Consider the following 11,373-nt stretch of genomic DNA (forward strand, 5'->3'; position numbering starts at 1 on the left):
GCAATCACGCCATGGCTTGCCGCAGGGCAAGCGGCCGCGGATCAACCCAGATTTTCTTGATTTCGCTCAGGCATTCCTCGCGGGTGCCGCTGAAGCTTTCCTTGCTCCAGCCGGCCGGGAGAGCCTTGTCATTGGACCAGACGGAATAGCGGTGTTCCTGATCGCGAACGATGCTCCAGGTTTCTGGCGACGTCTCGGTATTCGACATCATGCGGGCTCCTTGCAGAATAAAGACATGCCCAAGAGACGGATGAACCCGCAGCCGATTTAAGCGGAACGGGAGAAAAATTTTTCAAAGTTTTGGCTAAATCAGCACCTGCTTCAGCCGTCTCTTTGGAAACCACCCTGTCAAATCTTGCCAGCAAACGGGCTGCGGAGTGCACCATGACCCTTGTTTCCAATGTTTCCAGAGAAACCGATGTTTCGCCTTTTCCAGCCTCGGGTCTCTCGTGCTTCCTGAAATCTGCCGAAATGAAAACGCCGGGTCAGATGCTGATCTCGACCGTGGCGGGGCGCTATCTCGCGGATGTTGAGCCGGGGGCCGGACGTGTCCGGGTTCGCTTGCCGGATTTGAATGCGGATGAAACCGTTTCAGTTCTGGCCTCGGCTATCGAATTTCTGTCGGCGCAGTCGCGCAATATCGGTGTGGTGGACGTCGACAATGTGCAGCCATCGGATTTTCCGTTGGGGTCGTGCAGCGGCAATTCCTTGACCGTCGATACCAGGGAATTCTGGCAATGGCCGATGCCGTGGATTGCCAATCCCGTCTGGCCGCAGCCGCAGGTGCACGTCATGACCAATGGCCAGTATCACCCCAAACGCCGGCGCAAGCCGGTCGGCGTCGTCTATGAACGCTACATTCCCTGGCTCGATCAGGTGCTTTCGTTCAGGGCTGCGGATCCGCAGACGGATATCGAGCATTTCCATCGCTGGATGAATGATGAGCAGGTCAATGTGATCTGGGAAGATGGCGGCGACAGGGAGAAGCACGCGGCCATTCTTGAGGAGCGGCTGCATGATCCGCATGTGCTTGCGCTGATCGGTTGTTTCAACGGCGTGCCGTTCGGCTATTTCGAAGTCTATTGGGCCAAGGAAAACCGTCTTGGGCCCTATTACGACGCGCAGGATTACGACCGCGGCTGGCATGTGGCCATTGGCGAACCGGCCTATCGCGGCAAGCAATGGATCACGGCGTGGCTGCCATCACTGATGCATTTCATGTTTCTCGATGATCCGCGCACCCAGCGCATTGTCGGCGAGCCGCGTGCCAGCCATGAGCAGCAGATCCGCAATCTCGACCGCTCGGGTTTTTCCAAGGTGAAGCACTTCGACTTCCCGCACAAACGGGCCATGCTGGTCATGCTGCTGCGCGAACGCTTTTTCGATGACAGGCTTTGGGTGCCCGCACCATGAATCCCGAAGAAATCGGGCTGGAAAAGCCAGGGCGTGCCTATTTTGCGCCCGACGATCTCAACGATCCGGCGCTGACACGCCTGATCTTCCGGCTCGGCCTGCCGGCCGTGGCGGGCCTGTCGATCAATGCGGTGCACCACACGATCAACATGGTGTTTGTCGGCATGATCGGCGCCCATGAGATTGCGGCCATCACCGTTGTCCTGCCGATCCTGATGATGATCGGCGCCATCGGCGAGGGGCTTGGTGTGGGGGTGGCGACCGCCATCGGGCGTGCCCTGGGCAGCAACAGCCCGCAGCGCGCCAATGTGACGGCATCGACATTCATGGTTTTGGCCGTGCCGATGGGTATCGCGCTCACCGCAGGCATCCTTGTCTTCCGGCGCGAATTGCTCGGCCTGTTCGGTGCCAGCGAAGCGATCATGCCGCTGGCCGAACACTATCTGATCATCGTCGCCTTCTCGGTGACGCTGACGATGCTGCAGATACTGTCGGATTTCATCGCCATCTCGGAAGGCAATACGCGTTTCAGCATGTGGACGCTGCTCGGGTGTTTTGCCCTGAACATCATTCTTGATCCGATCATGATCTTCGGGTTTGGCTTCGGGCTTGCAGGCGCAGCCATGGCAACCATCCTCTCGCAGATTGCGGCAATAGCGGCCTATGCGCTGTATTTCCGCAAGCGGATCGGCACCTTGCACCTGTCTGCGCGCTTTGCCGCGTTCCGGGCGGATATACTGAAGCCGGTATTGTCCATCGGCCTGCCGACGACGCTGACCAGCATGCTGAGCAGCATCAGCTTTGCCGTGCTGTTTACCTATGCCGGGTTCTATCGCGGCGACGCCGGTATTGCCGGTGTTGGTATCGCGCTGCGGGTTCTCACTTTGGGTATGCTTCCCGTCATCGGTCTGTCGCTGGGCGGCCAGGCGGTCCTGAGCTTTGCATGGGGCGCGGGGAAGACGCCGCGATTGCTGGCGGCATCGAACCTGCTCCTGCTGCTGACGTCCGCTTTCTGCGTGGCCTATGGGCTTGGTGCCGTTCTCCTGCGCTATCCCATTGCAGCCATTTTCACCGATGATCTGGAGATCGCCCGGATCGCCGCGCTGACCATCGTCGTCACCCATATTCCCTTCATCTTTTTCGGCATGCGGCAAATCCTTGTCGTTCTGCTGCAGGCACAGGGCAGGGCGCGGCTCGCCGCCACGATCAGCATCGCGCAGAACGGCTATTTCCTCCTGCCGCTGCTGTTTGTCCTGCCGCATTTCCTCGGCTTTGAAGGCCTTCTTGCCAGTCTGTTCCTTGCTCCGGCGCTGACCGCACTTCTCTCCGCCGTCATTCTTTTCACCACGCTGCGCCAGCTGCGCGGCGATACCGATCTTCCCATCGCAACCTTCACCAACACCGTGTCTGAGAGGGCATCATGAACAAATCCATGCCACCCCATGAATTCGACCCAATGGAAATGCCGGACGATCTGTTTTCGCCGGTCGATACCGCTGCCTTCAATGCGGTTTCGCCGCCGATCTTCCAGACATCGCTCTTCACCTATGACACTTATGAAGCCATGGAAGATGTGTTTGCCGGGCGCGCGCGCAATTACATCTATTCGCGCGGCGACAACCCGACGGTACGCGAATTCGAATTGCTGACCGCCCGCCTGGAGGGCGCGGAAGACGGCCGCGGCTTCTCCAGCGGTACGGCCGCGATCACTGCGACGATTCTCAGTCTGGTTGAGTCCGGCGACCGCGTGGTTGCCGTCCAGCATCTCTACAACGATATCTACCGGCTCTTCGTAAAACTGCTCGCCCGGTTTGGCGTCACGGTGGATTTCGTCGATCCGTCCAATCATGACGAAGTGCGCGCCGCCTTGCCCGGTGCGAAACTGCTCTATCTGGAAAACCCGACATCAATGGTGTTCGAACTGCAGGACATCGAAGCCCTGACGGCGATGGCCAAGGAATATGGCGTGACGACCGTCATCGATAATTCCTGGGCAACGCCGCTGTTCCAGAAACCCATTCAGCACGGCGTCGACATCGTCATCCACGCCGCTTCGAAATATCTCGGTGGACACAGCGATACGGTGGCGGGCGTTGTTGTCGGGCCGCGTGACCTGATCGCCAAGATCAACAGCTCGACCTATCCCTATATCGGCGCAAAGCTCTCGCCGTTCGAAGCGTGGCTGCTGCTGCGCGGCATGCGTACACTGAAAGTCCGGCTGAAGGAACACATGCACAACGGGCTCGTCCTTGCCAAGCACCTGCAGCAGCACGACGACATCGCCCTTGTCCGTCATCCCGCTTTTTCAGACCATCCGGGCAAGAAGACGCTGACGGGTTTTTCCGGCCTCTTTGCCTTTGATCTGAACCCCGACATCGATGTCGCGCGTTTCGTCAATGCGCTGCGCCACATCCGGCTCGGTGTCAGCTGGGGCGGACCGGAAACGCTGGTGGTCCCTGCCAAGGCCGCCTTGCAGATTCCCGACCGGATGACCTCCTTCGTGCGCTTTGGCGTCAATCCGCAGACGATCCGCTTCGCTGTCGGTCTCGAAGAGCCCGAGGTCATCTGGACCGACATCCAGCAAGCCCTCCACACCGCCAAGTTGTAAGCGAGGCGCTGGCAAAACAAAGTTGGTCAAGGCGGGTGAAAAAGACGGACATTTCGTCGAACGTGCCTTGACTCCGGCAACATGACAAATGTAGTCATGTTTTGAATATGAGAATAATACTCATATTAAATATCAAACAGTCTCAGGGTTTTAACGGGGGTTAGGTCATGCGGGGTTGCAGGACGATGATTTGGAACGGGGTCAATTCAGCCGGACGCAAACAGCGTTCGCACAAATGTCTGCTGGTGACCACATCGCTGGCAACGCTCATGACTGCCAATCTCGCCTCTGCGCAGCAGGCACCCACCATTGAACTCAATCCGATCATCATCAACAGCGGCGACGATGCCACCGGCCCCGGCAAGGGGTATCTTGCCAACAGCACTTTGACAGGAACAAAGACCAGCACGCCGCTGCGCGAAGTTCCCCGTTCTGTTTCCATTATCACGCGCGAGCAGCTCGACGACCGTCCGTCGCAGCGAATCGAGGACGCGCTGGCCTATACGGCCGGTGTCACCAGTTCGCCCTGGGGTGTTGACGAGCGCTACAACCAGTTCATGATCCGTGGTTTTGACGTCGGCCCTTATTCCGTGTTCCGGGACGGGTTGCCGCAGAGAACTGTCGATTTCTCCGGTTTCAAGGCCGAGCCGTACGGTCTTGAGCGCATCGAGGTCATCAAGGGCGCGGCATCGGTGCTCTATGGCCAGAACGGCGCTGACGGTCTCGTCAACTTGACGACCAAGCGGCCGACCAAAGACCCGCTCTATAGTGCCTATGCCGGCTACGGCTCGCACAATACCTACGAAGTCGGTCTCGATGCCGGCGGTCCCCTGGACAAGGAAGGTGTGTGGACCTATCGCCTGACCGGTCTTTTCCGCGAGGGGCATGAGGCGATTGATTTTTCCAAGAACAACCGTGTGTTCATCGCGCCGGCGATCACATGGTCGCCAAGCGCCGACACGTCCCTGACGGTCTTCGCCAACTATCAGTGGGACAAGCTTCCGCCCAACGCGTTCTTGCCCGTTGCGAGCCCGCTTCATCCCAATCTGCCGAAATTCTCGCGCAATTTCACCACGTCGGACCCGGATTTCGACCGCTTCAACGCCAATCATGGCTCGATCGGTTATTCCTTCGAGCATCGTTTCAACGATGCATGGACGGTTCGCCAGAACCTGCGCTACACCTCGCAGGATACGGATTACCGGCACCTGTATTACACCCAGATGCTGGATGAGCAGACTTTGGGCAGAGCCGCCTTCACGGTTGACGAAACGGCGACCATCTTCAGCGTCGATAACAGCGCCCAGTACGACTACCAGTCCGATCACATTAAAAACACGTTGGTGATGGGCCTCGATTACAGCCGCTATACGGTTGACGGTCACAATGGATACGCAGCCGGCCCCGGTCTCAATTTCGAGAACCCGGTTTACGGCATCGATGTGCCGATGCCGGGCACGATTGTCGACCGGAAGACCACGACCGATCAGATCGGCATCTACGCGCAGACGCAGACCAAGATCAACGATCACTGGCTGCTCAATCTCGGCGGGCGGCAGTCCTGGTTCGAGGAAAGGACGGATGACCGCCTGAGCAATACGAGAACGGATACATCGGACAATGCCTTCACCGGCAATGTCGGCCTCGGCTATCTCTTCGACAATGGCATTACGCCCTATGCCAGCTACTCCACGTCGTTCGTGACCAATATCGGCCAGGATGCCCTGACCAGTTCGCCTTTTGCGCCGTCAAAGGCGCGGCAATACGAGGTCGGCGTCAAATATGATCCTGATTTCATGCCGGCGCATTTTACGGCCGCCTTGTTTGACATTACCAAAACCAATGTTCTGGCCTTTGTCAGCGACGGTGCATATCGCCAGATCGAGGAAGTGCGCCATCGCGGTTTTGAATTCGAATCCACGGTGGATCTTTTCCACAATGTCAGCCTGACAGGCAGCTACACCTATCTTGACGCTGAAATCACCGCGAGTTCCCTGCCTGAAGTCGGCAATAGCACGCCGATGGTGCCCAAGAACCAGGCCTCGCTCTGGGCCAAGTACACCTTTGACTCCGGCCTTCTTCAGGGGCTCAACGTCGGCTCCGGCATCCGCTATATCGGCAGTTCCGTCGGCAGCGGCGCCAATGGCAAGCAGGTGAACGTTCCTGACTATACGCTGGTCGACGCCGCCGTCAGTTATGAGAAGAACGGATGGAAGGGGGCTCTCAAGGTCAGCAATCTCTTCGACAAGGGTTACTACTCCACCTGCTCGACCGACTATGACAATGCACCGATGTGCATCTATGGCGAAGGCCGGACAATCAAAGGGACCTTGTCGGTCAAATTCTAAGGTCAAAGATAAAATGAACGGAACGTCCTTTTCCCTCAGTGGTGTCGGTTTTGACATCGACGGAAGAACTCTGCTTCATCCGCTGACACTGGACGTTCCGAAAGGGGAGGTCGTCGGCATTCTGGGCCATAACGGTTCCGGCAAGTCGACGCTCCTGAAAATCCTAGCCCGGTTCCAGGCGCCGACGCGGGGGCGGGCTGATTATCGCGGTCAGCCGCTCACATCGTTCCGCCCCAAAGACTATGCCAGGAAGGTTGCCTATCTGCCGCAGCAGACGCCGGACACCGATGGCATGACCGTGCGGGAAGTGGTTTCGCTCGGCCGCTATCCATGGCACGGGGCGCTTGGCCGCTTCTCACTTACCGACCGGACCAAAGTGTCCGAAGCCCTTGACTTGACGGGGCTGACGCCGTTTGCCGATCGTATCGTGGACACGCTGTCGGGCGGCGAACGGCAACGCGCCTTTCTCGCCATGCTCATTGCGCAGGATACGGAGTGCCTGCTGCTGGATGAGCCGATCTCGGCGCTTGATATCAACCACCAGATCGAAGTGATGAGCCTCATCCGCATGCTGGCGCATGAGCATGATCGCTCGGTCCTGATCGTCCTGCACGATATCAACATGGCCGCGCGTTTCTGCGACAGGCTGATCGCCCTGTCGGGCGGCAGGCTGGTGGCTCACGATGCAACCGATGCGCTGATCACGGCCGACAAACTCAATGCCATTTACGGGGTCCGCATGGGTATTTTCCGCCATCCGGAAACGCAATCGCCCATAAGCTACGTTCTCTAAGGATCGGATATTGATGATGGCCGCGCTGCGCCGCCGCGATTTTCTGTTCGGCTCAAGCCTTCTGCTCGCATCGCCATTCTTCATGCGCGCCGCCAGGGCCGCGTCGCCGCGCATCATTTCGCTGGACTACGGCCTGGCGCAGACGCTGATCGAATTCGGCACGCCGCCCGTCGGCCTGATCGACACGCCGGGCTGGTATGACTGGGTGATGGAGCCGCCCTTGCCGCCGGGCATCGCCAATGTCGGTTCCAACTACGAGATCAATATGGAAATGCTGCAGCTGCTGCAGCCCGACTTGATCATTTCGACACCCTATCTCGAGTGGATCAGGCCGCAGCTTGAGACAATCGCGCCGGTCAAATCCTTTCCCATCCACGCGGTGGGGTCGTCACCCTATCCGCATATCATCGCGGCAACGCTGGAGCTGGGGCAGATCGTCGGGCAGCCGCAGCAAGCGCAGGCCCTGATTGACCGCACCGAGCGGGACCTGCTGGCGGCAAAGGCGGCAACCCGCCGTCTTGCCGAGCAGAAGCTGGCCATCATGACGTTCATGGATGCCCGCAACATTCGGGTTTATGGTCCGGGCGGTATCTTTCAGGACGTTCTCGACCGGCTTGAGCTGCAAAATGCCTGGACACGGCGGACCAATGAATGGGGTTTCAGCGATGCCGGGCTTGCCGATCTCATCGGCATCGGCGACAGCCGTATTTTCTACATGGACCCGGTTCCAGCGGATGTTCTCGCCGGATTGGCGGGAAGCCCTTTGTGGCAGGCCATGCCGTTTGTTCAAAAGGGCCATGCGCAGCGCATGGCCAGTGTTCTGATGTTCGGTGCCTTGCCATCGGTCTCCCGCTTCGCCCGTCTCCTGGCAGAGGTCAAGGTCTAGATGCTGCGCACATCCTCATCTCAACGGCTCATCTGGACATGCCTTCTATGGTCGCTTGCGCTTGGAGCCGCGGCATTCAATCTGTGGCCGATGATCAACAGGCTTGGCGTTCAAGCAGTCTTCCTGCCTCCATTGGCGAGCGATGGCGACGCTGTCCTCCTGCATTACAGCCTGCTGCCGCGTCTGGCCATGTCCGTTGTGTGCGGCTTTGCCCTCGGGCTTTCCGGCGCGCTTTTCCAGCACGTATTGCGCAATCCGCTGGCATCGCCCTCGACGCTGGGTATCGAGGCCGGGGCGCAACTGGCGCTTGGCGTGGCGATCCTGTGGTTTCCGGCCCTGCTTGGCTGGAGCCGGGACCTCACCACGGCCATTGGCGGGTTTGCCGCCATGGCCGCCGTTTTCGCCGTGGCCTGGCGTTTCCAGTTCCAGCCGGTCACCGTTATCCTCACGGGTCTTGTCATGGGGCTATATTGCACCGCGATCACGACCATCATGGTGCTGATGAATGATCATTATCTCGCCGGCCTGTTCGTGTGGGGCGGCGGCTCGCTCAATCAGAACGACTGGCGCGACGTCAGCGCGCTCATGCCCAAAATCGCTCTCTTCACATTTCTGGCGTTTCTTCTCGCCCGGCAACTGAATGTGCTGACCCTCGGTGATGCAGCGCAGGGGCTCGGCATGAAGCTTCACACCACGCGTGCCCTGACCCTGATGGTTGCCGTTGCATTGACGACATTCACGGTGAGCGTCGTCGGCATCATCGGTTTTCTCGGCCTTGCCTCGCCGGCCATTGCCCGTGCAATCGGCGCGCGGCGTATCCGCGACCGGCTGATTGTCGCGCCCCTTATCGGTGCCGGGCTGCTTGTTCTGATCGACCAGATTCTGCAGATGCAGGCGGCGGTGACCGGCATTCTGCTTCCGACCGGTGCGGTGACGGCGCTGATCGGCGTGCCGGCCTTGCTGATCGTGATGTTGCGGCGCAAGGCTGCCGGGCAGCCGACAGCTGCTGCATCGCCGGTGCGCAGGAGCCGGAATCCGGTGATGCTCCTGACCACACTGGCCGGTCTGCTGCTGCTTGCCTGTGTTGCCGCCATCTTTGTCGGCCGCGGCATCGACTCCGCCTGGGCCATTCATACGGGCGCCGTGTTGGATACGCTGTTGCCATGGCGATTGCCGAGATTGGTTGCGGCCGTTTCGGCCGGCATGATGTTGGCGCTCGCCGGCAGCCTGCTGCAACGGTTGACCAGCAATTCCATGGCCAGCCCCGAGGTGCTCGGTGTGAGCGCGGGCACGGCCTTCGGGCTGCTGTGCGTGCTGTTCGTGGTGGCGCAACCCGATTACATCGACAGGCTGCTTGGCGGCTTTCTCGGCGCGTCTGCGGTCCTTATTGCCCTCTTTGCCATGAGCTGGCGCAAGGCGCAGTCGGGCAACCAGTTCCTCATTGTAGGCGTCTCGCTGAGTGCCTTCCTGACAGCGGTTGTTTCAGTCATTCTGGCCTCGGGCGATCCGCGCGCCATGTCGCTGATCAGCTGGATGACGGGGTCGACTTATAGCGTTACGGCCTCCGCAGCGGTCATATCGCTGGTCTGCGCCGTCGTGGCAATGGCGGTGGTGCCGGTTTTCCTGCGGCCCTTGCAGCATTTCGCTCTGGGTGAAATGTCCGCCCATTCCCATGGTGTCAATGTCAGGACATTCCGCATCCTTATCCTCGGCTTTGCCGCCCTGTTGACAGCTATCGCGACGCTCGTCGTCGGGCCGTTGAGTTTTGTCGGTCTGATGGCACCGCACCTTGCCCAGCGCATCGGACTGACACGTGGATTTGCGCATCTTCTCGGTACGGCTTTGTTCGGCGCGCTCTTGATGGCGATCGCGGATTTCATCGGCCGCACGGCGTATTTCCCGTGGCAATTGCCGACGGGATTGATCGCGACGCTTCTGGGCGGTCCGGTGTTTGCGCTGCTGCTCCTGCGCCCGCGCAAGGCCGCAAAGTCCTGACCTAGGCCGCCTTGAGTGACTGCTCGCAGTAGCGGTGCGCATCCTTGATCATGAAGTTCACCAGGGTTCGCGACACGCCCAGTTCTTCGGCAATGTCCTTCTGCGGGACACCTTCGATGCGGTGCCGGATGAACGCGTCATGGGTGCGCTTGGGCAGATCCTTCAGCGATGTCATGACCCGGTTGAGGGCCTCTGTCATCACGATACAATCAAGCGCGTTGACGCAAGGGGCCGGCACGGAATCCACGCCATCCATCGGCATGAGGTTCTTCTTCTCGTGCTGGCGCTTTCGTGCCTCGTCGAGGGCAAGATTATAGACCATGCGGCAGGCATAGCCGACCGGGCAATGAATGCAACTGGTCTGCATTGTGCAAGCTTTGACGATGGCGTCGTGAAATATATCCTCTGCCTGTGCATGGGAGTGCACTACACTTTCGGCAATAACTATCAGTTTATTTTTATATTTAACCAGTGCATCAACAAGAACATTTTCATCATAAAGACTTTTTTCTTTTGGCATGATCTTTATTCTTTTTTGCATAGGATTGTATTGCCGTTCATGGCAACATGAGACACCGCCAGAAATATTTCAAATTTTGAAATATCCAGCTTTGCAACTATCGCGAGTGCAGCTATACAAGAACATGAGAAAAAGAGTCAAGTTAAAGAAAATGCGATTTGACGAGGCGTCTTCAAAGCGGACGCAAGCGGGGAATTCGAGCGTGATTCCGCCCGAAGCGATCAAAAAGAATCTACCGGATATGCCGCTTGGCGCGGTCGACCCGGCCGCATCGGCCTGCTAAGCCAAGCGGGTAGTGAATTGACAATGGATACCCGATCATCATGAGCCGTCTTGACAGCTTCATCCGCCGCGTGACGGCTCAGCGCGATGTTCTCAACCATATCAGCGACACAGTCAGGGAACTGCCGGGGCCGGTGCTGGAGCTGGGGCTGGGCAATGGCCGGACCTACGATCATTTGCGCGAGCGGTTTCCGGATCGGCGGATCATTGCGTTTGACCGGGCATCCCATGCCTACAAGGCTTCCACGCCTGATCCGGAAAACATGATTATCGGAGAGATCAGGGAAACCGCACAAAGCTTTACCGGCATCGATGCGGCGCTGGTGCATGCGGACATTGGCACGGGCTATCCGGACCAGGATGCCATTACCCAGACATGGCTGCCGCAGCTGGCCGCTGGACTGCTTGCCCGCCACGGCATCGTCGCCAGCGGCCTGGCGCTCGATCATCCCGCGCTTGAACTGCTTCCTCTGCCTGCCAGCGTCAAGCCGGGACGATATTTCCTTTATCGCCGCCGCTGAGCCCGTG

At 58.9% G+C, this 11,373-nt stretch carries 10 protein-coding genes; 8 read left to right on the top strand and 2 right to left on the bottom strand.

The window, feature by feature from the left end; genetic code table 11:
- Nucleotides 1-4 precede the first annotated feature (4 nt).
- Nucleotides 5-211: an MbtH family protein gene (locus tag C5750_RS08480; protein WP_245421046.1), complete on the bottom strand. Its 207-nt coding sequence runs from the start codon at nt 209-211 to the stop codon at nt 5-7.
- 260 nt (nt 212-471) lie between these two features.
- On the opposite strand from C5750_RS08480, the gene C5750_RS08485 reads away from it, so the two are divergent.
- From C5750_RS08485 to fhuB, 7 genes are all read left to right on the top strand, one after another.
- A complete protein-coding gene (locus C5750_RS08485) occupies nt 472-1,413 on the top strand; it encodes a GNAT family N-acetyltransferase (RefSeq protein WP_165403439.1) in 942 nt (313 codons plus the stop codon).
- Nucleotides 1,410-2,837 carry an MATE family efflux transporter gene (locus C5750_RS08490; RefSeq protein WP_105733862.1) on the top strand — a complete coding sequence of 476 codons (1,428 nt, stop codon included), beginning with the start codon at nt 1,410-1,412 and terminating at the stop codon, nt 2,835-2,837. The genes C5750_RS08485 and C5750_RS08490 overlap by 4 nt, the downstream gene beginning before the upstream one ends.
- Complete coding sequence (locus C5750_RS08495) at nt 2,834-4,021, top strand: PLP-dependent transferase (RefSeq protein ID WP_105733433.1); 1,188 nt, start codon at nt 2,834-2,836, stop codon at nt 4,019-4,021. The genes C5750_RS08490 and C5750_RS08495 overlap by 4 nt, the downstream gene beginning before the upstream one ends.
- Before the next feature lie 185 nt (nt 4,022-4,206).
- Entirely contained in the window at nt 4,207-6,369 is a 2,163-nt protein-coding gene (locus C5750_RS08500) for a TonB-dependent siderophore receptor (RefSeq protein ID WP_158531310.1), read from the top strand.
- Between the two features lie 13 nt (nt 6,370-6,382).
- Nucleotides 6,383-7,162: an ATP-binding cassette domain-containing protein gene (locus tag C5750_RS08505; protein WP_199538039.1), complete on the top strand. Its 780-nt coding sequence runs from the start codon at nt 6,383-6,385 to the stop codon at nt 7,160-7,162.
- 13 nt (nt 7,163-7,175) lie between these two features.
- A complete protein-coding gene (locus tag C5750_RS08510) occupies nt 7,176-8,048 on the top strand; it encodes an ABC transporter substrate-binding protein (RefSeq protein ID WP_105733436.1) in 873 nt (290 codons plus the stop codon).
- Nucleotides 8,049-10,043, top strand: coding sequence for a Fe(3+)-hydroxamate ABC transporter permease FhuB (gene fhuB / locus C5750_RS08515; RefSeq protein ID WP_105733437.1), 1,995 nt, complete (start codon nt 8,049-8,051; stop codon nt 10,041-10,043).
- Between the two features lies 1 nt (nt 10,044).
- Here fhuB and C5750_RS08520 read toward each other — a convergent pair whose 3' ends face one another.
- Complete coding sequence (locus C5750_RS08520) at nt 10,045-10,563, bottom strand: sigma-70 family RNA polymerase sigma factor (RefSeq protein ID WP_158531312.1); 519 nt, start codon at nt 10,561-10,563, stop codon at nt 10,045-10,047.
- Between the two features lie 323 nt (nt 10,564-10,886).
- Between C5750_RS08520 and C5750_RS08525 the strand changes: the two genes are divergently transcribed.
- Nucleotides 10,887-11,366, top strand: coding sequence for a class I SAM-dependent methyltransferase (locus tag C5750_RS08525; RefSeq protein WP_105733439.1), 480 nt, complete (start codon nt 10,887-10,889; stop codon nt 11,364-11,366).
- The last annotated feature ends 7 nt before the right edge of the window (nt 11,367-11,373 follow it).

The sequence above is a fragment of the Phyllobacterium myrsinacearum genome (assembly GCF_002980555.1).
Lineage (GTDB): Bacteria > Pseudomonadota > Alphaproteobacteria > Rhizobiales > Rhizobiaceae > Phyllobacterium > Phyllobacterium myrsinacearum.

Bases quoted from the DNA above. Each gene is read 5' to 3' on its own strand.
- C5750_RS08495 (WP_105733433.1), top strand. From the start codon at position 2,834: ATGAACAAATCCATGCCACCCCATGAATTCGACCCAATGGAAATGCCG.
- C5750_RS08485 (WP_165403439.1), top strand. From the start codon at position 472: ATGAAAACGCCGGGTCAGATGCTGATCTCGACCGTGGCGGGGCGCTAT.
- C5750_RS08520 (WP_158531312.1), bottom strand. From the start codon at position 10,563: ATGCCAAAAGAAAAAAGTCTTTATGATGAAAATGTTCTTGTTGATGCA.
- C5750_RS08480 (WP_245421046.1), bottom strand. From the start codon at position 211: ATGATGTCGAATACCGAGACGTCGCCAGAAACCTGGAGCATCGTTCGC.
- C5750_RS08510 (WP_105733436.1), top strand. From the start codon at position 7,176: ATGATGGCCGCGCTGCGCCGCCGCGATTTTCTGTTCGGCTCAAGCCTT.
- C5750_RS08490 (WP_105733862.1), top strand. From the start codon at position 1,410: ATGAATCCCGAAGAAATCGGGCTGGAAAAGCCAGGGCGTGCCTATTTT.
- C5750_RS08505 (WP_199538039.1), top strand. From the start codon at position 6,383: ATGAACGGAACGTCCTTTTCCCTCAGTGGTGTCGGTTTTGACATCGAC.
- C5750_RS08500 (WP_158531310.1), top strand. From the start codon at position 4,207: ATGATTTGGAACGGGGTCAATTCAGCCGGACGCAAACAGCGTTCGCAC.
- C5750_RS08525 (WP_105733439.1), top strand. From the start codon at position 10,887: ATGAGCCGTCTTGACAGCTTCATCCGCCGCGTGACGGCTCAGCGCGAT.
- fhuB (WP_105733437.1), top strand. From the start codon at position 8,049: ATGCTGCGCACATCCTCATCTCAACGGCTCATCTGGACATGCCTTCTA.